We start from the raw sequence: 21,096 nt of genomic DNA on the forward strand, positions 1-21,096 counted from the left end.
AACGCATGACCCAGCGTATTTGCTCATTGCCCGACACCATAGGATCGGGCAAGCAGTTGCGCAAATGAGCCCGTCGCCGCCCGAGTCAACGTTCGAATCGATTGCCGCGCGGGCCGCGCCGGCAGTCTTCGTCGTGCTGTGGAGCACCGGATTCATCGGCACCAAGTACGTGCTGGCCGGAGCCGAACCGCTGACCTACCTCGCGGTGCGCATGGTCCTTGCGGTGCTGCTGATGGGTGTGATTGCGGCCATATACCGGGCGAAATGGCCGAACCGCACCGATGTGATGCACAGCGCGATCTCCGGACTTCTGGTCCATGGCTTTTATCTCGGCGGGACGGCGGTTGCGATTTTCCATTCCGTGCCGGCGGGATTGTCTGCGCTGATCCCGGGCCTGCAGCCGATCCTGACATCGACGCTGGCGAACCGCTGGCTCGGCGAGCGCGTGACGCCGCTGCAATGGACGGGGCTGTTGATGGGCCTTGCAGGAACGCTGATCGTTCTGCACGGCCGTTCGCTGTCGGGAGACGCGGGCTGGGGCTGGCTCGCCACCTGCGTCGCCCTGATCAGCATCACGCTCGGCACGCTCTATCAGAAGCGCTACTGCAGCCACATCGACTGGCGCTCTGGAAATTTCATTCAGTTTGTCGCGGCGGGTTTGCTGTTTGCTCTCGGCGCCTGGCTGTTCGAGACGCGAGTGATCGTCTGGAATCGCGAGTTCGTATTCGGCCTCGCGTGGCTGGTCGTCGTGCTGTCGATCGGGTCGATCGGACTGCTGTACTGGCTGATCCGCCATTCAGCCGCGACACAGGTCGCGAGCCTGTTCTACCTTGTGCCCGGCGTCACCGCGATCATGGCTTATGTGTTGTTCGACGAGCGGCTGGACATGCTCTCGATCGTGGGCATGGTGATCTGCGCGGCGGCCGTACTGCTCGTGAACAAGAGCACGACACCCGCACGCAAGGCTTAGACGTTCTCCTCCGTCTCCTTTTTCGGAATCGTGCCGGCACTCCCGGCCTTGCGTTCCCCGTCTTGGCGTACGCCGCCAGAGCGCACGCGCGTTCGGCGTTGCGATCGGCGATCGGCCCCACTGCGCATGACCGCCCAGCGAACCGTTAATGGAAGGGTAAATGTATACTGTCAAAGTTGATCGATTTTGGATCGGAATGCGTTTCGGAGAGGACACGATGACAATCGGCTCGGGGAAGAATTCCTTCAGTTTCCTGAAATTCAAGCTCGGAACCAAGGCCACGATCTTTGCGGCGCTGCTGATTGCAGCAACCACCTCGATGGTGGTCGGAGCGGCCTACTGGTCGCTGAGCACGGAGTTCGAAGCCCGGGGCAAATCCAACATCGAAACCAGTCTTCGGACTTTGGCACTGGCCTTCGCGGAAAGCTACGGCGACGCCAAGGTCACCATCAAGGACGGGATCGTCACCCGGGCCGAAATTCCGGCAATGCCCGAGTTCAAGGATCACAAGACGGTCGATCGTGCGACGGCCTATGTCGGGGGGAACGCAACCCTTTTCGTTTATGACGATGCGACCAAGCAGTTCATCCGCCGGACCACCAACGTCAAGAAGGAGAACGGCGACCGCGCCGTCGGCACGCAACTGGCGCCGGATCATCCGGGCCAGCCGGTCATCCGAAGCGGTCAGGCCTACAAGGGGCCTGCGATGCTGTTCGGCAAGAGCTTCATGACGGCATACCATCCCGTGTTCGATACCGCCGGGAAGATCGTCGGAATTCTCTACGTCGGAATTGCGACGGAACCGCTCGACGCCATGCTGCAGCAGACCATGAAGATGATGATCATCGCAGCGGTGATTGGAGCCTTGCTGGTTCTCGCCCTGACGATGCTGATCGTGCGCAGCGTCACGCGGCCGCTCCGATCCGTTACGGACACGCTGACGTCGCTCGCCGAAGGCAAACCGGACGTCACCATCAACCACGTCGATCGCTACGACGAAATCGGCTCCATTGCCCGGACCATCGGTGTGTTCAAGGCGAACTCGCTTGAACGCCGCCGGTTAGAGGCCGAGCGCAAGACCGCAGAGGCGGAGTCCGTGCAGCGCCGCAAGGTGGAACTGCAAAGCTTCGTGGATGAATTCCAGTCCAACGTCGGCGGAATCATCGACAAGGTGCTGCATTCGTCCGGCGAATTCGAAAACGCGGCACGAAACCTGACTGAAACCGCGCGCAGCACGGCGCATCTGTCGAAGGCGTCCGCCGACGCATCGACGCAGGCATCGGAGCACGTGCGCAACGCAGCCGCGGCATCCGAGGAACTGACCAGCTCAATCGCCGAGATCAGCCGCCGGGTTCAGGAGTCGAACGGGATTGCCGCCAATGCCGTGAAGCAGGCCGCCGCAACCGACGAGCGGATGGCTGAACTGTCGCGCGCGGGCGACCGCATCGGTGATGTCGTGAAACTCATTACATCGATTGCCGAACAGACCAATCTTCTCGCGCTCAACGCCACCATTGAGGCGGCGCGGGCAGGCGAGGCGGGACGAGGTTTCGCGGTGGTCGCGCAGGAAGTCAAAACTCTGGCAGGGCAGACCGCGAAAGCCACCGACGAGATCAGCAGCCATATCGTCAACATGCAGTCCGCGACACAGGAGTCGGTGTCCGCGATCAAGGCTATCGGCCAGACCATCGAGCACATCAACAAGATCGCAACATCGATTGCGGCGGCGGTCGATCAGCAAGGGGCTGCGACGCAGGAAATCGCGAAAAGCGTTCAGGCCGCCGCGACCGTCACGACCGAGGTTGCCGCCAATGTCGGGGAAGTCGCCCATGGCGCGAACCGAACCGGCGAGACATCGGACGATATCCTGAAGTCGGCGCAGGCGCTGAGCGGAGAGAGCCTGCACCTCCAGGCGGAGGTCGGGCGCTTCCTCGATGGTGTCAGGGCGGCGTGAGGTTGTTCGCCTGAATTTGCGCCGCATGTGCAACCGGATCGGCAGTCGTACGTAGTTGTTGCTACAAGCCATTGCCGTCCGGGAGGATTACTTGAAGCGGAACGCCGTTCTCTACCTCGCCACGTTGCTGGTGATGGTCCCCATCGATTTCCTGTTTCTGGGACTTGTCGCGAAAAGCTTTTTCACGTCGCAGGTCGGCGACATGCTGGGCACGGTCCGGCTTGCGCCGGCGATCCTGTTCTATCTGCTGTATGCCGTTGGTATTTTGATCTTCGTCAGCGCCGCGCCAGACGCGAACTGGCGGTCCACGCTGCTCTACGGCGCGCTGTTCGGATTTTTCTGTTACGCGACATTCGAGCTGACATCATTGGCGCTGCTGAAGCACTGGACCTGGCCGGTGGTGCTGGTGGACGTCGCGTGGGGATCGTTCGTGACGGCATTGTCGTCCACGCTCGGGTTGCTGATCGCGAACTGGCTGACGCCGCGCATGTGATGGCATGGCCGCAACACACGAAACTCAATAAATAAGGGACGCGATGCGTCCCTTATTCTTTGCATGGTCGCCGCGATTACTTTGGCTGCGGAACGATCCGGATATAGGGCTTCGGCGATTTCCAGCCGCCCGGGTAGATCGTCTTGGCCTCGTCGTCGGTAACCGAACCGGCGATGATGACGTCTTCGCCCTGTTTCCAGTCGGCCGGGGTGGCGACGCGGTGCTTGGCAGTCAGTTGCAACGAGTCGATCACGCGAAGGATCTCGTCGAAGTTGCGCCCGGTGGTCATCGGATAGACCAGCACCAGCTTCACCTTCTTGTCCGGGCCTATAACGAACACGGTGCGCACCGTGGCATTGTCGGCAGCGGTGCGGCTGGTGGCGTCACCCGACGTGCTCGCCGGCAGCATGTTGTAGAGCTTTGCAACCGCGAGATCGGTGTCGCCGATCATCGGATAGTTCGGCGCAAATCCCTGCGTCTCCTTGATGTCGGCACCCCACCTGGTGTGGTTGTCGACCGGATCGACGCTCAGGCCGATCAGTTTGACGCCGCGTTTGTCGAATTCCGGCTTCAGCCGCGCCAGCGTCCCGAGTTCGGTGGTGCAAACGGGGGTGAAGTCCTTGGGGTGCGAAAACAGCAGGGCCCAGCTGTCGCCGATCCAGTCGTGAAATTTGATGCGTCCCTCGGTGGTGTCAGCCGCGAAATCGGGCGCCTCCGCGCCAATCTGAATTGTCATGTTTTTGGCCTCACGTACTTGGAGTTGCGAGGAAAATCTCGCGCTCGAGATATAGCGACGAAGATCCCAAAACGAAACGGTGTGGCGAAAAGGGCAATATCCTTCTCGCACGCCGCCGTGCTTCAGAAAATCTCTGCTGTCCCGCGGCAGATTAATGGACGTTCATAATCGTCCGCTGCGCACTCACTTTTCTGCGATGTCGCGAATTTGACTTTGATGCGCCGCAACGCCGCCGGTTCCGGTGGTCATTGCTGAACCTGTCGGACGGTCACTGCGACCAATCCGCAACCATACGAGAAAGAAGCGTGCTCCGAATCGCTTTATTAACGCTTCGTTTACACCCGCATGAAAAAGCTGCGGGATACAAAAAGAGAAAAGTAACATGACGTCCGCCTCGATCATCTCGAACGCACCGCTTTCCGAACTGATCCGGAAAATCGAAACCGGCTCCATTGCCGACCGCGACGTGTCCGCTACCGCGCTCGCTTTCGTGCGCGACGGCGTGATCACGGGCGAGGGGCCGACAACCGCCGGACGGGTACATTTCTCCAGGGCGCTGGACGCGGATGACGCAGCTTGGTGCGCGCGGATTCTCACCGCTGCGGCGAACACCAACGAGCCTGTCAGCCGCGCCGAAGCTGAAACACTTTTCGAGATCAACAAGGCCGCGACCGAGCGCAGCGACGATGGCCGTTTCGACGATCTTTTCGCCAAGGCGATCGTGCATCACGCAGCTGCAGCCTCCGGCCTGCCGGTTCCGCCGCGCTCCGTTGCGCTGTCACCCGATACCTCGATCGAGAGCTGGGCGCCCACCACGGCCGTCGGTGTGAACACCGAAGTGCTGGAGTGGATCGCGAGCCAGATGCGTGGCACGCGCCGTAACAACCGCGCGCTGATGCGGCTGGTCGCGACCCTGATCGGCGCGGCGACCCTTCCGCTGGCCCATACGCTGCCGAACTTCCTCGACCTTGGAATGTAACGCACGCGCTCTCGCGTAAAAGCAGCAGGCGCTACCTTGCGCCTGCTGTCTTGACTGCCTCCGGAAGGCCGACCGTCCGCCCCGGAAATCCCGCCGCATCGAAATAGCGCTGATCCAGCACGCGCTGGAATTGCAGCACCGTGCGCAAGCCGTTGGCGGCGCGCGGGCCTGCGATTGTCCCGGTAAAGCCCTTGGGTGTCACGCCGTTGGGCATGGCCTCCGTCAGCACCCGGCCGACCAGCGAGCCTTTCGGCTTGCGGTCGAGGCCGAGAAGCTTCGCGGCGGTGACCCCAACATCGGCGTTGCTGACGGGAAGGGTATTGATATAGCCGGCTTTGAAATCCGGGCCGATCGCCGCCATGAAGTTCATGGTGTCGCCGCGACTGAAACTTCCGTGCATGCCCTGGCCCTGCCGCAGCACCGTATCGGCGACCGAAACCGTACACAGTGTCGGCTCATCACAGCCGGAGGTGTAGGAACGGAAACTGACGACAATCGACGGATGCGGCGTCACGGCTTTGCCACGCAGGTTGAACACCGACAGCGGCAGCGTTCCGGGAAATCGCCCCAGATCGTTTTCAACGAAAATGCCGCTGACGTAATCCTGTGCGAGAAGCGCCTTGACGATGCGCCCGGTGAGCTTGCGATCATTCTTGGGCAGATAGATCAAATCCGAGCCGCCGTTGGTCGCGACCACAACGTCGGGCTTTTCAGGATTTGCGCCAAGCAGACCACTGCCAAACCTCGGATGTGCGTTGTCGGGAACACGCGCGTTCTTGTTGTTCGGATCGAACAGCGGAAGCTTGAGCGCCTTTGCAAGATCGATGGCCAGAAATCCCAAGGGCAGAAAACCCTTCGGGGTGTCGTCATAGGTGATCTTCGTTGATGGGCTGGTCTTGCTTTCCTTCGAGATGGTGGAGAAGCCGTGATCGGAGGCGACGATGATATTCGTTGTGCCCGACAGGCCGAGATCGTCGAGCGCCTTGCGGATCTGCGCGAGGTTGTTGTCGGCGTTCCTGATCCCTGCAAGCGAAGTGGGACCGTTGATGCCGGGCGTGATCGTGTTCAGGCTGTCGCCGTGGTTGTGTTGCGCGCCGTCCGGATCGCGTGACCAGAACACCAGCACGAACGGCTGGTTGCGCGCCTTGAACATCGGCAGAATGATTTTCGTGGCGACATCGGCGAAATAGGCTTGCTGCGCGACGTTGGCGACAAGCGTACCCGGCGTCTTGAAATCTCCGGCCCTTCGGCTTTCACCGCGCGACGGCGTCACCAGCGGCAGGTCGGCTTTCGTCAGCGCATCCTTCATCTCCTGCGAGAGCGGAACGCCGTTCTTCTCGCCGGTGGTGTCGTCGATCACAATCGAATGCAGCCCCGGCCGGTCGGCGCGGTCGGTGTGATCGAAGATCAGGGTGGGGCCGACCTTGCCCAGCGCTGCGGTGCTGTATCCCTTCTCGCGGGCGAGCTTGAGAATCGTCTCTTCGTTGAGAAAGTCACCGCCGAAATGCTCGTCGAGTTCGCCCAACACCGCATTGTTCTGGAGGAACGGCACGACCGTTCCGTTGGCGTGCGCCACCGGATAGCCGGTATAGATCGTGTTGCTGAAATCTCCGGTGTCGCCGAGATAGTGGCCGGTGGCCATCGCCGACGCATTGGCGGTGGTAAAGGTCGGAAAAAGCGAGTGCGGATTGGCGAAATTGACGCCTTTGTCGCGCAATGCAGCCATGGCCGGCGCGGTTTCCGGTTTCACCATCAGCGCGCGCATGCCATCAGGCACGAAGAGAATGAGGTTGCGAGGGCGGTCATTTTGGGCGAAAGCCGCGGTGTTCGACAGGGCGAGGGCGCAAATTGCGGGCAATAGGATTGTGCAGCGCATTGAGTTTCCCGTATCCGGCTGGTTCTTTCGGGGCGAGCCGACAAGCCGAAGGCCAGTAGAGATGTAGTTTCCCTGTACAACGGAATTGTTACAATCCCCGGCCCATGCCAAATAGGTGCCCTGGCCCCGGGGTCGGTCCTGCCCTCAAGACAAGAAGATCAAGTCGCTCCCATGTTCAAAAAGATACTGATCGCCAATCGCGGCGAAATCGCTTGCCGGGTCATCAAGACCGCGCGCCGGATGGGCATCAAGACTGTCGCTGTCTATTCGGACGCCGACCGTGACGCGCTCCATGTCGAGATGGCGGACGAAGCCGTCTTCATCGGACCGCCGCAGGCCGCCGAGAGCTATCTCGTCATGGAGAAGATCATCGAGGCCTGCCGCCAGACCGGTGCGGAGGCGGTGCATCCGGGTTACGGGTTCCTGTCCGAGCGCGAGGCGTTCCCGCGCGCGCTCGAAGCGGCGGGCATCGTGTTCATCGGTCCCAACCCCGGCGCGATCGCCGCGATGGGCGACAAGATCGAGTCGAAGAAGGCGGCGGCCAAGGCCAAGGTTTCGACCGTGCCGGGCCATCTCGGCGTGATCGATGACGAGGTGCATGCCGTCAAGATCGCCGACGAGATCGGTTATCCCGTCATGATCAAGGCGTCGGCCGGCGGCGGCGGCAAGGGCATGCGGATCGCGCATTCGAAATCCGAAGTCGCGGAAGGCTTCAACCTCGCCAAGGCCGAAGCGAAAGCGTCGTTCGGCGACGACCGCGTCTTCATCGAGAAGTTCATCGTCGATCCGCGCCACATCGAAATCCAGCTCCTCGGCGACAAGCACGGCAACGTGATTTATCTCGGCGAGCGTGAGTGCTCGATCCAGCGCCGCAACCAGAAGGTGATCGAGGAAGCCCCGTCGCCGCTGCTCGATGAGGCCACCCGCCGCAAGATGGGCGAGCAGGCCGTCGCGCTGGCCAAGGCCGTGAATTACGATTCCGCAGGCACGGTCGAATTCGTCGCGGGTCAGGACAAGAGCTTCTACTTCCTCGAAATGAATACGCGGCTCCAGGTCGAGCATCCGGTGACCGAACTCATCACCGGCATCGACCTTGTCGAGCAGATGATCCGCGTTGCCGCCGGCGAGAAGCTCGCGCTGGCGCAGAAGGACGTCACGCTGACCGGATGGGCTGTCGAGTCCCGTGTTTACGCGGAAGATCCGTTCCGGAATTTCCTGCCGTCGATCGGGCGTCTCGTGAAGTATCGTCCGCCTGCGGAGAGCAAGGTGGGCGACATCACTGTGCGCAACGACACCGGCGTGCAGGAAGGCGGCGAGATTTCGATCTACTACGATCCGATGATCGCCAAACTGGTGACCCATGCGTCATCGCGCGCCGCCGCCATCGAAGCGCAATCCCAGGCGCTGGATGCGTTCTATATCGACGGCATTCGTCACAATATTCCGTTCCTGTCCGCGCTGATGAACCATCCGCGCTGGCGCGAGGGCAATCTGTCGACCGGCTTCATCGCCGAGGAATTCCCCAAGGGCTTCGGCCCGCGCACGCCGGAAGGCGAGACCGCGCATCGTATCGCCGCAGTCGGTGCGGCGGTCGATCACATCCTGGGCGAGCGCAAGCGGCAGATTTCCGGCCAGTTGAACGGCCGCGCCGTGTCGCGTGAGCGCCGCCGTTCGGTCTGGCTCGACCGCAACGAGGTTCCGCTTGATGTCGCGCGCGACGGCGAGGGGATCGTCATTCGTCTGGTCGGTGCCGATGGAAATCTCGGTCAGCCCGTGACGCTGCTCTCGAACTGGAAGCCCGGCGATCCGGTCTGGCAGGGCACCATCGCCGGTCATCCTGTCGCCGCGCAGGTGAGGCCGATGCCGAACGGCTTCCGGCTCGCCTACCAGGGCTATGAACTTCCGGTGCAGGTGTTCACGGAAACCGAAGCCACCGCCGCGCGCCTGATGCCTGTGACGTCAGCCGCCGACACCGGCAAGAAGGTGCTGTGCCCGATGCCGGGCCTCGTAATCTCGATCGCGGTGACCGAAGGTCAGGACGTCAAGGCGGGCGAGACCCTCGCGGTGATCGAGGCGATGAAGATGCAGAACGTGCTGCGCGCCGAACGCGACGGCATCGTGAAGAAAATCGCCGCCACGCCGGGCGCGACACTGGCTGTCGATGCGCTGATCCTCGAATTTGCGTGAGGGCGTGATGGTCCCGCAGGAAAAGCGCGAAGCCTTTCGGGCCATCCTGTCGGGCAAGGACGTTATCAAGCCGGGTTCGGTTTACGATCCGATCTCGGCGCGCATCGCCGAAGATCTCGGGTTCGAGCTTGGGCTGCTTGGCGGCTCTGCCGCGTCGCTGACGATCCTCGGCGATCCGGACCTGCTGCTGATCACGCTGTCCGAACTCGCCGAGCAGGTGCGGCGTATCTGCCGCGCCGGAAACATCCCGCTGCTGGTCGATGCCGATCATGGCTACGGCAACGCGCTCAATGTCCGTCGCACGGTGCAGGAGCTTGAGGCCGCGGGCGCTGCCGGTTTGACCATCGAGGATACGCTGCTGCCGCAGACTTACGGACAGGCCAAGCCGCAGGTGATTTCCATCGACGAGGGCGTCGGCAAGATGAAGGCGGCGCTCGACGGCCGCTCGGACCTGTCGCTCGTGATCGTTGGTCGCACCGGTGCCGCGTCGATCACCAGCATCGATGACGCGGTGGCGCGTGCCAAAGCCTACGAAGCGGCAGGCGTCGATGCGCTGTTCTTCACCGGCTTGAAAACCCGCGCCGAACTTCAGGCGATCGCCGCCGCGACGAAACTGCCGATCATCATGGGCAGCGCCGACGGCGAACTGGCCGATACGGCCTTTCTCGCCAGTCAGCGCGTCCGCGTCGCCAATCAGGGGCATACACCGATCGCTGTTGCGACGCAGGCAGTCTACGATACGCTGAAGGCGCTGCGCGAGGGCACGTCGCCGAAGGACCTCAAGGGGCTGCCGTCGTCGGACCTGACCAATCGCGTGATGCGCGATGCCGAGGTGAAGATACGTAACGAGAATTTCCTCGGACTTAAGAAGTAGAAGCACGAGGTCGGTTTGATGAGCGACGTCATCCGCCACATCATCGTTCGCGGCAAGGTGCAGGGTGTCGGATACCGCGCCTGGCTCGAAGACGAGGCGGTGACGCGGGATCTTGCCGGATGGGCGCGCAACCGCAGGGACGGCACGGTGGAAGCGGTGCTCTCCGGTTCGGAAGAGGCGGTCGCTGCACTGATCGCGAAATGCCAGCGCGGTCCCGGCATGGCGCGCGTGACCACCATCGACAATGAGCTTGCAACTGAGGACATGCTGAAGCTGCGCGCTTCGGGCGAGCGGTTCTCGGTGCTGCCGACAATCTGATCGTCGGCGCGGTTATCTCGCGCCGGCTTCCTTGCGGAATGTCGCGGCCAGAATACGCAGCGCCGCGCGCTTCGATGCGTCGCTGACGCGGGAGTAGAGCATCACCTTCGAGGCGCTGAGCCGCGGCAATCCGAATGCGGGTCCGACATCGATCATCCCGGCGGGCGCGATCCTTTTCGCGAGCGGCGCGACCGCAAGGCCTGCGGCGGCTGCGGCCACGACAGCGCTTACGCCGCCGCCGATGAAGGCCTCGGTCCATTTAACGCGGGCCTTGTCGAGAACTCGCGCAGCGGTGGCGCGAACGCCGCAAGGCGACGCGAGTGTGGCGACGCGCAGTGTGTCGCCTTTGGCCCAGTGAAATCCGGGCGAGGCAAACCAGCCGAAGTCGTCGGTGCAGAGTGTTTCTCCGCCGCGCCGGCTTCCTTCCTGACGCACCACGACGGCATCGAGTTCGCCGCCGTCGAAGGCATCCAGCAGCGTGCGCGAGAACTCGATCGTCACGGCGAGCGTCAGGGACGACGATGCGCCGCGCAGCTTTTCGAGAATGGGCACCAGTTCGGGGCCAGCGGCGTGATCGCTGATGCCGAGCGTCAATTGCTGGCTCACGGGAGTGGACCCTGACAATGCGCGGTCATGGGCGGCGATGAGCGCACGCGCATTGTCCTGAAAGGCGGCACCGTCGGCGGTCAGCCGGACCGCGCGGGGCGAGCGCTCGACCAGCCGTTTGCCGAGCGTGGCCTCAAGGCGCTGCAGCTTCATGCTGACGGCGGCCTGCGTTGTGCCCAGCGCCTCGGCAGTTCGTGTAAAACTTTGCAGTTCGGCCACCAGCAGGAAGGCCTGAACGGTGGGAATATCAAGGGCATTCATTTCATCATCAAATATCGTTATGATTGATATATCTAATCATAAGATACCAATATGAGGCCGCGAGGTCTAGCTTCTCTCCATGCGCTGCCGCGCAAACTTCAGGAGAAAGTCCATGCCCCTCATTACAGTCCAGTACACGTCACACCGGAACGCTCCGTCGCTGAAGGCCGATATCGCGTCCGCTATCAGCAAGCTGTCGGCTGACATCCTGCACAAGGACCCCAAGGTCACCGCGGTGATCGTGCAGTCCGTCGATGCGGCCGACTGGTTCGCCGGCGGGCAATCGCTGGCCGAACAGAAGCTGGCCAGCGTCTGGGTCGATATTCACATTTCCGACGGAACCAACAGCAAGGACGAGAAGGCTGATTTCATCGCCGCGACGTTCAAGCGGATGGATGAATTGCTCGGGCCGCTGCACAACGAGAGCTACATCTACGTCCATGATGCGCGTGCGGATGCTTACGGCTTCGGCGGCCTGACGCAGGAACGGCGCTATATCGCCGGCAAGCTCGCGGCGGCACCGCGTAGCGCCGCAGCCTGAGGGGGCGTGTTTTGAGGACGCCTTCGAGGATCGTAAGAGTATCCTCGAAGGCCTGCCTCGCAAGGGCAGACGCCGTTGTACGTTTGCCTCATAGACTTCGATTGATGCCGATATGCGGAGCAGTTTTCAGAATGCTGTTTCGCTGAACCAGCGCCAGATCATAGTCAGGCTTGAGCGCAATGGCGGAATCGAAACTTGTGAGTGCTTCCTCATGCCGTCCGAGCTGCTGCAGAGCGAGGCCACGGTTATAGTGAAGCATCGCAACATTCGGCTGCAGGCCGATCGCCAGTTTGAGCTGATGCTCCGCTGCCTCGAACCTGCGTTGCTGGAGTAAAGCGACGCCGAGGAGATACATCGCATCGGCGTGCTTCGGCTCCGCATCCAATATCGCTCTGTAAACGTTCTCCGCTTCCACGACCTGTCCGCGCTGATGGTAGCCCTTGGCCGCAGCGAGATCGGCTGGGACCGCGCGCCGATTGGCATCGAGTTCCTTCAGCAGCCGCGAAGCATCGGCGTGATCGGGGTCAATATCCAGAATCTGGCGGCAGGCTTTCGTGGCGTCGTCAAGCCGGCCTTGCTGCTGCATTCGCTGTGCGCGTTCGAAAACCACTGGTACGCTGAGTGGCTCAAGCGCGCCGCGCGGATTGCGCCGGTCGCGCGTGCTCACGCGCAGACATTCGACCCGGCGCTCAATGCCGCCGAAATCGTATTTGTAGGGGAAGTCCCCGGTCTGGAGATCGTAGACGGCGAAGCCGTTCTGAATGCCCCAGCGGACGCAGTGCAGATGAAGCACGAAGCCGGGCGGGGGGCGTTTGACGTTGAGATCCCGCCCGTTCAGCAGGCTAAGCAGCGTGCGGTTTTTCCAGTCGATGAGGCTGGCCTGAATGCCGATCCGGTTGTCTCCCTGCCAGAGAATTGGCAGGAACAGCGCATTGTCCGCGAAACAGCACCGCAGCATGTTGCGGAAATTGTTCATCATGCCGTAGGGCAGTTTTGGATTGTATCGTGCGGCCAGCTTGGCGGCCCATTGCAACTCCCAGAATTTCAGAAGCGCCTCGATGTCGTCTTTGATCGTCTCCGTTGTGGGCGTGGTGATCCTGTATTCGCCGTCTTCTGCTTGCCTCAGCGCGGCGCGCGCGTTTCTCCGCGCCTTCGCGTCGAGCCGCTCATAGAGGAAGGCATCCCAGTCGCTCGGCAAGTTCACGCAAACGTAGATGTCGTGATCGATGCCGTCGCCGTCATCCGGGCGCTTGATTTTTTCAGTGATGTAATCAGGCGACGGAAATTCATTCAGGAACAGGGCAAGCCTCTCCGGCGACGCGAAGATATTTTCAAGGTGGAGTTTTGCCCAGTTCAGCCGCCTGGTATGGCTTGCGAAGGCGAGGATGACGTCGCGCTCAAATCGCGGATCGCAAATGAAGCCGGTATAGCCGGCGAAATATCCGCCGCCGGTGCGCAGTTCATTGTGGAATTTGCCGTCGCGGCTCCAGTCGGTCCGCAGTTGCAGCGGGAAGAACCCGACATAGTCGGTTGAGCTGGCGTCCGCTTTCGCAGCCAGGACGATCCACTGGCAACCGAGCTTTTCGAACCACCCTGCGATCCATGTCCATGACATGTAGAACTGCGCTTCGGGGTCCGCGTGATACACAGCCTCCCAATTGCTCCGGAGGCGGAGCAATATGTCCCGGCTGTTGATCACATCCACATGCATGGCGTTGACCTTTGCTCCTGGGAGCGTCGACGCGCGAATGAGCGGTGTCTGCAGATAAAGGCTGTTCTTGCTGTGGTCCCTTGCGTAACGGCGTCATCGTTCGCCGATTACGCCATGGAAGGGCGGCCGTTGGCAAGGTTGTCCCGGCCGCCCTCAGGCGCCAAAGACGTCCTCGAAGGCCTGCCTCAACGCCACGTCCACGTCGGCCATCGTGACCGGCAGCCCGAGATCGACAAGGCTGGTGACGCCGTAGCGCGGGTCTCCGACGCCACAGGGGACGATGCCCGAGAAGTGCGTGAGATCAGGCTCGACGTTGATCGAGATGCCGTGCAACGACACCCAGCGCTTCAGGCGCACGCCGATCGCGGCGATCTTGTCCTCATAGGCGGGGCCCTTGTCGGGCCGTGCGACCCAGACGCCGACGCGATCTTCGCGCCGCTCGCCGCGTACGTTGAAGGCGGCGAGGGTGCGAATCGTGAACTGCTCGAGGCTGGCGACATAGGCGCGGACGTCCGGACGGCGGCGCTTGAGATCGAGCATCAGGTAGACCACCCGCTGGCCGGGGCCGTGATACGTGAACTGTCCGCCGCGTCCGGTTGAAAACACCGGAAAGCGGGCCTCGATCAGGTCGCCGGGCTTGGCGCTGGTTCCGGACGTGTAGAGCGGGGGGTGCTCCAGCAGCCAGACCAGCTCGGGCGCGAGGCCGGCGGCGATGTCTGCGGCCCGCTTTTCCATGACGTCGACGGCGTCCTGATAGGCCACCGGCGAATCGGTTACCCGCCATTCGGCGGGGGGGCCGGATTGGGCAAAAAACGACGTTAAAGCAGGGTCTTCGCGGCGCGCCTGGAGCACGTTAACCATTGGGTAACCATAACCGTGGTGATCTGCAGCTATCGTTCATTTGTGGATGCGGAAGTCAAAGTGCCAACCCTCGATAACGTCTCTGTCGACCTGATGGTGGTTCTCGGAACCACCTCGATGCCGGTCCATCAGGTGATGCGGCTGAGCCGCGGCGCCATCATCGAACTGGATGCGACCGAGCAGGACGAGGTCAAGGTGCTCGCCAACAACCTGCCGGTTGCCAGCGGCGTCGTGGTCGTCAACCGCAACCGCATCGCGGTCGAAGTCAAGCAAATGTTGCCCCGGACGCCTGATCACAGATAGTCCGGAAAAGCCTTGCCGAAGCATCGGTCTAGGCCTTGTCCCCCCATCCCCGATTTGTTACATGGGCGCCGGTTGATCCCGCGCCGGGTGCGAATCCGGGGCCGATCTTTTAGCGCTCGTGGCGGAATTGGTAGACGCGCTGCCTTGAGGTGGCAGTCCGTAACAGGGTGGGGGTTCGAGTCCCTCCGAGCGCACCACACACCTCAGAAATTTCCTTGAATTTATTCAGCTTTCGGCTCTCGCGCCCGCAGGCTTTTGCTGGGGGCGGGCGACATTTCCGCTGCGATCCCGACAGGTAACTGCAGCCAGCGCGCTGCGATTTAGCGATCGCGTGCAGAGCGCGGCCAGAGTCGCTGACATCGCTACTCAGCAGATTTTTTGAGATCCTCGGGATCGGGATCCTCGTCAGGATCTTGGTCTGGATGGTCCCAAGGTTCATCCAAAATCTCTTCGGGCTCGTCACCCGCTTCACCCTTCGTCGGCTTCTTCGGATCAATCATCTGACGCACCTCTGGTTAGCTTTGATCAGACCAGCACGAACTGTGTTACTTTTCGCAGATCGTCCTCTGCCTTTCGCGCGGCCCGATAATCTTCAAGAAATTCGATGTTCGAATATGCGCCTTGCTTCGCAAGCAGGTGTTAGATGCTGCCGATGTGGCGCAGCCAGAACTTGGGCGGGCCTGGCGGCAGGCGCCGGGCCTCCAGAATCGTCTTCTTGGCGTGTGCCATCAGATAGTCGGTTGCGTCTGACATGAATAGCGAACGGCCGAACTGGCATCCTGTTCCCTGTCATGCCCGCGTGGAACTCCTGAACACATTCGGCATTGTCTCTCCAAGGCAGTTCAACTCCATCGTGGCCGATGCCGCGCTGGAAGGAGGATTTTCAGATGGACACCACCACGCTTCTCATCATTGTGCTTCTCATTCTGCTACTTGGCGGCGGCGGCTGGTATGGCCGTGGACGCTGGTACTAAACGCTGGCGGACACCGCTAAGTTCGAAAGGAGGAGGGGCCGACTTGGCCCTTCCGTTCAAAACGATAGTGTGTGTGCGCCTTTGCCATAACCTGTCGAGCACGCAGCGACGTGGCGGTGACGCGCTGCCTTGAGGTGCACCTCGAGTCATCCGAGCGGACCATTTCACAAAATTTCTTTGACGGTACTTTGTGTTTCAGCTTCTGGGTTTTGGGCGCAGTATTTCGATAATTCTAGAAATACAGTTGACTCACGTACGGAAGAGTGAAAGCTTGTGACCATGAAACTCGACGACGCATCCGCACACCTCGAAGCCCTGGGCAATCCAACCCGCCTCAAGATTTACCGCGCGCTGGTTCGCGCAGGAGACGCCGGCATGCCGGTTGGCCGCCTGCAGGACAAACTGAAGATCGCGCCGTCGACCTTGTCGCATCATATCAAGACGCTGGTTGTGGTCGGGCTCGTCAGCCAGGTCCGGGAAGCGACAACTCTTGTCTGCCACGCGAACTACACGGTGATGCAGGAGCTGGTCGATTTCCTCGTGGCCGAATGCTGCGCGGACGCCGAGTGCAAGGATGCAAAGACCGCGGCCTGATTCTTTGCGGCTGTTATTTCGATAATTCCAGTTTGATGGGAGAACATCATGGGCGATGCAAAGACAGTGGCCGTGATCGGGGCAGGGCCCGTTGGCCTTGCCGCAGCCGCGCATGTCCTTGAACGGGGGATGACCCCGATTGTCCTGGAGGCCGGTGCGGACATTGGCCATGCCGTGCGTCAGTGGCGGCACGTCCAGTTGTTCTCGCCGTGGGAGTACAACGTCGATGGCGCTGCGCAGCGCCTGCTTGCCGCGACCGGCTGGAACTCGCCTGCGCCCGATCAGTATCCCACCGGTAGCGAACTGCTGGAGTTCTATCTGGAACCTCTCGCCAACAGGACTGAACTTAAGCCGTACATCCACACGTCGAGCCGCGTAACGGACATCAGCCGTGTCGGGTTCGATAAGCTCAAGTCAAAGGGCCGCGAGGCAGCGCCGTTCGAGATCCGCTACCAGAACGGTCAGGGACCGAAGACCGTGCGCGCTGACGCCGTCATCGATGCGTCGGGCACGTGGCATGCCCCGAATCCTGCGGGCGCCAACGGGTTGAGCGCCATCGGTGAACGGGAAAACCAGAGCAGGATCGCTTACGGTATGCCCGACGTATGGGGAGCCGATCGTCAGCGTTATGCAGGAAAACGGGTCGCCGTGCTTGGCGCGGGCCATTCCGCCATCGGAACGCTGACTGAACTTGCGCGGCTCAAGGCTCATTCGCCGGGAACGGAAGTGATCTGGCTGCTGCGCGGTGACAATCCGGCAAAAGCCTTCGGCGGCGGTGCGAACGACAAGCTCGCCGCCCGTGGCGAGCTTGGTTCAGCGTTCGGTGCGCTGGTCGCCGCCGGAGAAATCCGGGTTGAGAAGGATTTCCGCGTCACGCATCTGAGCGCGGACAAGGATGGTTTGCGGATTGGCGGCGGCTCTGCCTGCTGCGGCCGCAATGTCATCGCCGACGAACTGATTGTCGCGACCGGGTTTCGTTCAGACCTGAGCTTTGTTCGCGAATTGCGAATTCAACTCGACGCCGCGATCGAATGTCCGGTTGCGCTGGCGCCGCTGATTGATCCCAACGAACACAGTTGCGGGACGGTCAGGCCTCATGGCGCGCGCGAACTGGCGCAGGACGAGCCGGGATTCTATTTTGCCGGGATGAAGTCTTATGGCCGAGCGCCGACGTTCCTGATGCTGACGGGATACGAGCAGGTCCGCTCGATCGCAGCCCAGATTGCCGGTGATCACGACGCCGCGAATCGGGTTCAACTCGTTCTGCCTGAAACCGGTGTGTGCAGTCGCGCACCGGCGGCTGGCGCGAGCGAAGGCAGCTGCTGCGGAGGAACCGCACCGGCGGGCGTCGATGCTTGCTGTGGCGACGATGCTGCGGCAAAGCAGAATGGCAATCCGGCTGTGGCTGCGGCTAGTATCGACAGGTGCTGGGAGTGAAGAGACTGGAAGGGCGCCCGGTGATCTGGGCGATGTGTCTGGCACAACTCGGGAGCCTGCTTCCGCACGTTGTGGTGCCGTCTGTGCTGGCGCAGTTTCTCATTCCCGAATGGCGTCTCAGCGGCGCTGAAGCCGGGCTTCTGGCAGGCTCTTATGCCGCCGGTTACATGCTCGCCGTGCCGGTCCTTGCCACGCTGACCGATCGCATCGACGCCCGCACGATCCTCATTGCCGGATCGCTGCTCAGCGCGGCCGCGACGATGATGTTCGGGGTCTTCGCGCAAGGCCTGTGGTCAGGGGCGGCGATCTGGGGTCTCGCGGGTATCGGTTTTGCCGGAGCCTACATGCCGGGCCTCAAGGCCCTGACCGACCGGTTGGTGCCCGGCGATTCATCGCGTGCGGTGACTTTCTACACGTCGGCTTTCTCGTTCGGCGTCGGGCTGTCCTTTTTGGTCTCGCAGCTTGTCGCGGAACGCTGGGGCTGGCGCAGCGCATTTGTCATCACCGCAGCCGGTCCGCTGGCGATGGTTATGGTGTGCTTGTTTCTGCGGCCCGTGGCGCCGAAGCCTGCCTCGGGGCGACTGCTCGATTTCGCTCCTGTGATCAGCAACAGACCGGCCATGGGCTATGTGCTCGGCTACGGCGCGCATTGCTTCGAGCTTTACGGTATCCGGACATGGCTTGTTGCGTTCTGGACGTTTGTCGCCGTGCAGAATGCGGGCTCCGCGATCCTGTCGCCGATCGCGGTCAGCGTTGCCTTTTCGATCATCGCCATGCCAGCGAGTATTTTCGGCAATGAGATGGCGCTCAGGTTCGGCCGCCATCGTGCGATCATGGTCATCATGATCGCGTCGGCTATTGTTGCCCTGGCGATTGGACTGTCGGCCGACAAATCGCCGTGGATATTGTTGCCGCTTATCGCGCTTTATGCGCTGACGGTTCCGGCTGACTCCGGCGCGTTGACCTCCGGCATGACCATGGCGGCAAATCCAGATTATCGCGGCGCCACCATGGCGATGCATTCAACAGTCGGGTTTGGCCTGTCGGCACTGGGATCGTGGGGCGTTGGAATGGCGCTCGATGTTGCCGGAGGGCCGACCAGCGCTTCAGCATGGACCGCCGCATTCGCTCTGCTGGCCGCCGGGATCATGCTTGGACCTCTGGCGCTCTACTGGTCGCGGCCGCAGCCGAAGCAATCCAGTTAGCAGCGGAGGCTTGCCCGCTCAGCGAATATGCGGACCGAGCGGCGCATCGCTGCGGCTGCCGGTCTTGATCGGCGCTGTCAGCGGACGGAACGCCCCTTCGTTTGCCCGAACAGGGTGGCTGCCCGGTAGACGCGCGAGGCTTCGTTGTCTGCTCGCGGCGGAAATGTCCGTGTGTGGCGTCTTTGCGTAGAGTGGCAGAGGCGATGGCTGCAGCATGATGGCTGACGTCCGCAACGCTGGCTTCTGTTGCATCATCCAGACCGAACGGATCGATCGCGGAGCGTCGTGCGGCGGGGTCTCTGGCGCACCGAACACGAAGCCGCCCGGCGTTTTCGCGGCGACGTTCGGGCCGTGAATCCAGTGGGGGACCCACTGCGCGGGGTCGGTAGGTGTCTTTGGCCGGTCCGGTGTCGCGGGAACGACGTGAACCACGCGATAGCCGCGCTCTTTCAATTGCTGAAGGATCACGGGCAGGGCGGCCTGGGTCCGCGCCTGAATGTCATGCAGCAGCAAAACGCCTTTGCCTTTCGCCTCCAGCCGCGACAGCGCGAAATGCGCGACCTGTGCCGGCGAAATCTTTCGCCAGTCGTCAGCAGGGAAATCGGCGCTCCAGTTCATGATCCCGCGGTTGCTGAGAGCCGCCTCGACGGCGTCGCTCCGGCGCAGGCCGGGAATGCGGAAGAACGGCGCGAGCTGGGAGGGATCGCCGAGGGCCGCGCTCACATGCGCAACGCCCTCATCGATTTCGGCGGCCATGCGCTCAGGCGGCAGCTTGCCGAACTGGAAGGGGTGGTTCTCGCTGTGGGTGCCAATGGTGTGCCCCGCGTCATGAATACGGCGCGCGTCCTGTGGAAACTCCTTCGCCATGCGCCCGACCAGAAAGAACGTCGCCTTCACGCATTGCGCGGCGAGAATGTCGAGGATGGCATTGGTATGCGCCGGGAGCGGACCGTCATCGAAGGTCAGGACCACTTCACGATCCTGAAGCGGCAGCGTCACGCCGTACTGCATGGTGCCGATGCGCGGGTGCTCCTTCGGGTCCACGACGATGGTGCGTGATGTGCCGAGTGCGTCCGGATTGCCGGGACAGTCCGCAGCTTGGGCCGCCGCGGTCCCCGGCGAAGCTGCAGCCGTGAGCAGGCTCAACGCCGTCAGGATCGAGGCGGCGCGGCGTGCGGTGATGGTTCGGCGCATGGAAAACCTGTGAGCATGGCGCGAGGCTGATGGCTTACCGTCAGGCTCTGAACGCCGGATTAATGCGGGATGGGCGGGGCGCTATCGGTCGTTCATGGAGCTTTTGATCGCTCTCGGGGCGACCAGATGAACGACCTTGTAGCCATTGCGCCGGAGATACAGCAGGAACGCCGGCAGCATCTTCGCCGTCTGCGCCTTGGTGTCATGGAGAAGGATGATGCCCTTGCCCTGGTGCTCAAGGCGCTCGGTCAGCAGGCGCAACTGCTGGTCCGGCGTCATCGGATTCCAGTCGCTGGCCCACAGGTCGGCGCCCAAAACCGCAATCCCGCGTGACTGCAGGCTGCTCAGCAACGCCGGCGTCGAAGCGAAGCCCGGAAAGCGGAAGAACGGCGTGGACGGGATTCGCCGGGCTTCACCGTGCAGGGCCTTCTCGTCGGCAGCGATGCCGCGGTCGATTTCCTCGAGCGCCTGCGGGTAACCGATCCGGTCGAGCGGCTGGTGCGACCAGGTGTGATGGCCGATGCTGTGCCCGGCCGCGGCGATCCGTTTGACGATGTCCGGACTGGCTTCGGCGTTTCTGCCGATCAGAAAAAACGTCGCCTGAACACATTCGCTGGCGAGCGCGGCCAGAACCTTCGTCGTGGTCGGAGGGAAGGGGCCGTCGTCGAAGGTCAGCACGACCTCCTTGTCCGCCAGCGGCAGGGACTGCGGAAAGCTTTTGAGCCCGACACGGGGAAATGCCTGCGGGTCGATCGTCATGACACGCGAGGTGCCGAGCGCATCCTTGCGCGGACAGCCGGCGGCGTTGGTAACCGACATCGACGCGATGAAGAGGGAGAGCAGCGCTGCTCTATGCACGATCATGACAAATTCCGGGCGTGGCGGTTAGCAAGTCCGAACTTCGGACACTAGGCGCTGTTCGCGCGCCGCACATTTAGCATTCCGTTTAGCGGTGTCGATTGGGTAATGCTGAAACGCACACGCAAATCAGCGTCGTCATCGGTTTGCGATGATGTTCAGTC

At 62.1% G+C, this 21,096-nt stretch carries 20 protein-coding genes, 1 tRNA gene and 1 pseudogene; 13 read left to right on the forward strand and 9 right to left on the reverse strand.

The window, feature by feature from the left end; translation table 11 throughout:
• Positions 1-64: 64 nt before the first annotated feature.
• The 3 genes from YH63_RS15820 to YH63_RS15830 all read left to right on the forward strand — a co-directional run bounded on the left by YH63_RS15820 (position 65) and on the right by YH63_RS15830 (position 3,417).
• Entirely contained in the window at positions 65-970 is a 906-nt protein-coding gene (locus YH63_RS15820; RefSeq protein WP_046826773.1) for a DMT family transporter, read from the forward strand.
• 217 nt (positions 971-1,187) lie between these two features.
• Positions 1,188-2,924 carry a methyl-accepting chemotaxis protein gene (locus YH63_RS15825; RefSeq protein ID WP_046829470.1) on the forward strand — a complete coding sequence of 579 codons (1,737 nt, stop codon included), beginning with the start codon at positions 1,188-1,190 and terminating at the stop codon, positions 2,922-2,924.
• A 91-nt stretch (positions 2,925-3,015) separates the two neighbouring features.
• Positions 3,016-3,417 (forward strand): DUF2177 family protein, encoded by a 402-nt coding sequence (locus YH63_RS15830; RefSeq protein WP_046826772.1) that lies wholly within the window; start codon positions 3,016-3,018, stop codon positions 3,415-3,417.
• 76 nt (positions 3,418-3,493) lie between these two features.
• On the opposite strand, the gene YH63_RS15835 is transcribed toward YH63_RS15830, so the two are convergent.
• Positions 3,494-4,153, reverse strand: coding sequence for a peroxiredoxin (locus YH63_RS15835; protein ID WP_046826771.1), 660 nt, complete (start codon positions 4,151-4,153; stop codon positions 3,494-3,496).
• 183 nt (positions 4,154-4,336) lie between these two features.
• Positions 4,337-4,537, reverse strand: coding sequence for a hypothetical protein (locus tag YH63_RS15840; protein ID WP_137325217.1), 201 nt, complete (start codon positions 4,535-4,537; stop codon positions 4,337-4,339).
• On the opposite strand from YH63_RS15840, the gene YH63_RS15845 reads away from it, so the two are divergent.
• Positions 4,536-5,132, forward strand: coding sequence for a hypothetical protein (locus YH63_RS15845; protein ID WP_046826770.1), 597 nt, complete (start codon positions 4,536-4,538; stop codon positions 5,130-5,132). The genes YH63_RS15840 and YH63_RS15845 overlap by 2 nt on opposite strands.
• A 31-nt stretch (positions 5,133-5,163) precedes the next feature.
• Here YH63_RS15845 and YH63_RS15850 read toward each other — a convergent pair whose 3' ends face one another.
• Positions 5,164-7,008, reverse strand: coding sequence for an alkaline phosphatase family protein (locus YH63_RS15850; protein ID WP_046826769.1), 1,845 nt, complete (start codon positions 7,006-7,008; stop codon positions 5,164-5,166).
• A 171-nt stretch (positions 7,009-7,179) separates the two neighbouring features.
• On the opposite strand from YH63_RS15850, the gene YH63_RS15855 reads away from it, so the two are divergent.
• The 3 genes from YH63_RS15855 to YH63_RS15865 are packed head-to-tail and all read left to right on the forward strand — an operon-like array spanning position 7,180 to position 10,387.
• Entirely contained in the window at positions 7,180-9,195 is a 2,016-nt protein-coding gene (locus tag YH63_RS15855) for an acetyl-CoA carboxylase biotin carboxylase subunit (protein WP_046826768.1), read from the forward strand.
• Positions 9,196-9,202: 7 nt separating this feature from the next.
• A complete protein-coding gene (locus YH63_RS15860) occupies positions 9,203-10,069 on the forward strand; it encodes an isocitrate lyase/PEP mutase family protein (protein ID WP_046826767.1) in 867 nt (288 codons plus the stop codon).
• An 18-nt stretch (positions 10,070-10,087) separates the two neighbouring features.
• Positions 10,088-10,387 carry an acylphosphatase gene (locus tag YH63_RS15865; RefSeq protein WP_046826766.1) on the forward strand — a complete coding sequence of 100 codons (300 nt, stop codon included), beginning with the start codon at positions 10,088-10,090 and terminating at the stop codon, positions 10,385-10,387.
• A 12-nt stretch (positions 10,388-10,399) separates the two neighbouring features.
• Here YH63_RS15865 and YH63_RS15870 read toward each other — a convergent pair whose 3' ends face one another.
• Positions 10,400-11,254: a LysR family transcriptional regulator gene (locus YH63_RS15870; protein WP_046826765.1), complete on the reverse strand. Its 855-nt coding sequence runs from the start codon at positions 11,252-11,254 to the stop codon at positions 10,400-10,402.
• A gap of 112 nt (positions 11,255-11,366) precedes the next feature.
• On the opposite strand from YH63_RS15870, the gene YH63_RS15875 reads away from it, so the two are divergent.
• Positions 11,367-11,795 carry a tautomerase family protein gene (locus YH63_RS15875; RefSeq protein ID WP_046826764.1) on the forward strand — a complete coding sequence of 143 codons (429 nt, stop codon included), beginning with the start codon at positions 11,367-11,369 and terminating at the stop codon, positions 11,793-11,795.
• An 88-nt stretch (positions 11,796-11,883) separates the two neighbouring features.
• On the opposite strand, the gene YH63_RS15880 is transcribed toward YH63_RS15875, so the two are convergent.
• A complete protein-coding gene (locus tag YH63_RS15880; RefSeq protein ID WP_246658068.1) occupies positions 11,884-13,443 on the reverse strand; it encodes a GNAT family N-acetyltransferase in 1,560 nt (519 codons plus the stop codon).
• A 216-nt stretch (positions 13,444-13,659) separates the two neighbouring features.
• On the reverse strand, positions 13,660-14,367 hold the full coding sequence (lipB, locus tag YH63_RS15885; protein ID WP_046826762.1) for a lipoyl(octanoyl) transferase LipB: 708 nt from the start codon (positions 14,365-14,367) through the stop codon (positions 13,660-13,662).
• A gap of 60 nt (positions 14,368-14,427) precedes the next feature.
• Between lipB and YH63_RS15890 the strand changes: the two genes are divergently transcribed.
• Positions 14,428-14,670 carry a FliM/FliN family flagellar motor switch protein gene (locus tag YH63_RS15890; protein WP_040425918.1) on the forward strand — a complete coding sequence of 81 codons (243 nt, stop codon included), beginning with the start codon at positions 14,428-14,430 and terminating at the stop codon, positions 14,668-14,670.
• Between the two features lie 112 nt (positions 14,671-14,782).
• A tRNA-Leu gene (locus tag YH63_RS15895) sits at positions 14,783-14,867 on the forward strand.
• Positions 14,868-15,032: 165 nt separating this feature from the next.
• On the opposite strand, the gene YH63_RS21660 is transcribed toward YH63_RS15895, so the two are convergent.
• Complete coding sequence (locus YH63_RS21660; RefSeq protein WP_170978698.1) at positions 15,033-15,170, reverse strand: hypothetical protein; 138 nt, start codon at positions 15,168-15,170, stop codon at positions 15,033-15,035.
• A gap of 753 nt (positions 15,171-15,923) precedes the next feature.
• Between YH63_RS21660 and YH63_RS15905 the strand changes: the two genes are divergently transcribed.
• From YH63_RS15905 to YH63_RS15915, 3 genes and pseudogenes are all read left to right on the forward strand, one after another.
• On the forward strand, positions 15,924-16,238 hold the full coding sequence (locus YH63_RS15905) for an ArsR/SmtB family transcription factor (RefSeq protein ID WP_046829469.1): 315 nt from the start codon (positions 15,924-15,926) through the stop codon (positions 16,236-16,238).
• A gap of 48 nt (positions 16,239-16,286) precedes the next feature.
• Positions 16,287-17,653, forward strand: a pseudogene (locus YH63_RS15910) (NAD(P)-binding domain-containing protein).
• Between the two features lie 54 nt (positions 17,654-17,707).
• Positions 17,708-18,880 carry an MFS transporter gene (locus YH63_RS15915; RefSeq protein ID WP_170978747.1) on the forward strand — a complete coding sequence of 391 codons (1,173 nt, stop codon included), beginning with the start codon at positions 17,708-17,710 and terminating at the stop codon, positions 18,878-18,880.
• Between the two features lie 18 nt (positions 18,881-18,898).
• Here YH63_RS15915 and YH63_RS15920 read toward each other — a convergent pair whose 3' ends face one another.
• Positions 18,899-20,074, reverse strand: a complete 1,176-nt coding sequence (locus tag YH63_RS15920; RefSeq protein WP_046826760.1) for a polysaccharide deacetylase family protein — start codon at positions 20,072-20,074, stop codon at positions 18,899-18,901.
• An 81-nt stretch (positions 20,075-20,155) separates the two neighbouring features.
• Positions 20,156-20,938 carry a polysaccharide deacetylase family protein gene (locus YH63_RS15925; RefSeq protein WP_046826759.1) on the reverse strand — a complete coding sequence of 261 codons (783 nt, stop codon included), beginning with the start codon at positions 20,936-20,938 and terminating at the stop codon, positions 20,156-20,158.
• Positions 20,939-21,096: the final 158 nt, after the last annotated feature.

The sequence above is a fragment of the Afipia massiliensis genome (assembly GCF_001006325.2).
GTDB lineage: Bacteria > Pseudomonadota > Alphaproteobacteria > Rhizobiales > Xanthobacteraceae > Afipia > Afipia massiliensis_A.

What these genes read in the sequence shown, in the direction of transcription:
- YH63_RS15820 (WP_046826773.1), top strand. Translation starts at nt 65, where the DNA reads ATGAGCCCGTCGCCGCCCGAGTCAACGTTCGAATCGATTGCCGCGCGG.
- YH63_RS15825 (WP_046829470.1), top strand. Translation starts at nt 1,188, where the DNA reads ATGACAATCGGCTCGGGGAAGAATTCCTTCAGTTTCCTGAAATTCAAG.
- YH63_RS15835 (WP_046826771.1), bottom strand. Translation starts at nt 4,153, where the DNA reads ATGACAATTCAGATTGGCGCGGAGGCGCCCGATTTCGCGGCTGACACC.
- YH63_RS15845 (WP_046826770.1), top strand. Translation starts at nt 4,536, where the DNA reads ATGACGTCCGCCTCGATCATCTCGAACGCACCGCTTTCCGAACTGATC.
- YH63_RS15840 (WP_137325217.1), bottom strand. Translation starts at nt 4,537, where the DNA reads ATGTTACTTTTCTCTTTTTGTATCCCGCAGCTTTTTCATGCGGGTGTA.
- YH63_RS15850 (WP_046826769.1), bottom strand. Translation starts at nt 7,008, where the DNA reads ATGCGCTGCACAATCCTATTGCCCGCAATTTGCGCCCTCGCCCTGTCG.
- YH63_RS15855 (WP_046826768.1), top strand. Translation starts at nt 7,180, where the DNA reads ATGTTCAAAAAGATACTGATCGCCAATCGCGGCGAAATCGCTTGCCGG.
- YH63_RS15860 (WP_046826767.1), top strand. Translation starts at nt 9,203, where the DNA reads ATGGTCCCGCAGGAAAAGCGCGAAGCCTTTCGGGCCATCCTGTCGGGC.
- YH63_RS15865 (WP_046826766.1), top strand. Translation starts at nt 10,088, where the DNA reads ATGAGCGACGTCATCCGCCACATCATCGTTCGCGGCAAGGTGCAGGGT.
- YH63_RS15870 (WP_046826765.1), bottom strand. Translation starts at nt 11,254, where the DNA reads ATGAATGCCCTTGATATTCCCACCGTTCAGGCCTTCCTGCTGGTGGCC.
- YH63_RS15875 (WP_046826764.1), top strand. Translation starts at nt 11,367, where the DNA reads ATGCCCCTCATTACAGTCCAGTACACGTCACACCGGAACGCTCCGTCG.
- lipB (WP_046826762.1), bottom strand. Translation starts at nt 14,367, where the DNA reads ATGGTTAACGTGCTCCAGGCGCGCCGCGAAGACCCTGCTTTAACGTCG.
- YH63_RS21660 (WP_170978698.1), bottom strand. Translation starts at nt 15,170, where the DNA reads ATGATTGATCCGAAGAAGCCGACGAAGGGTGAAGCGGGTGACGAGCCC.
- YH63_RS15905 (WP_046829469.1), top strand. Translation starts at nt 15,924, where the DNA reads ATGAAACTCGACGACGCATCCGCACACCTCGAAGCCCTGGGCAATCCA.
- YH63_RS15915 (WP_170978747.1), top strand. Translation starts at nt 17,708, where the DNA reads ATGTGTCTGGCACAACTCGGGAGCCTGCTTCCGCACGTTGTGGTGCCG.
- YH63_RS15920 (WP_046826760.1), bottom strand. Translation starts at nt 20,074, where the DNA reads ATGCGCCGAACCATCACCGCACGCCGCGCCGCCTCGATCCTGACGGCG.
- YH63_RS15925 (WP_046826759.1), bottom strand. Translation starts at nt 20,938, where the DNA reads ATGATCGTGCATAGAGCAGCGCTGCTCTCCCTCTTCATCGCGTCGATG.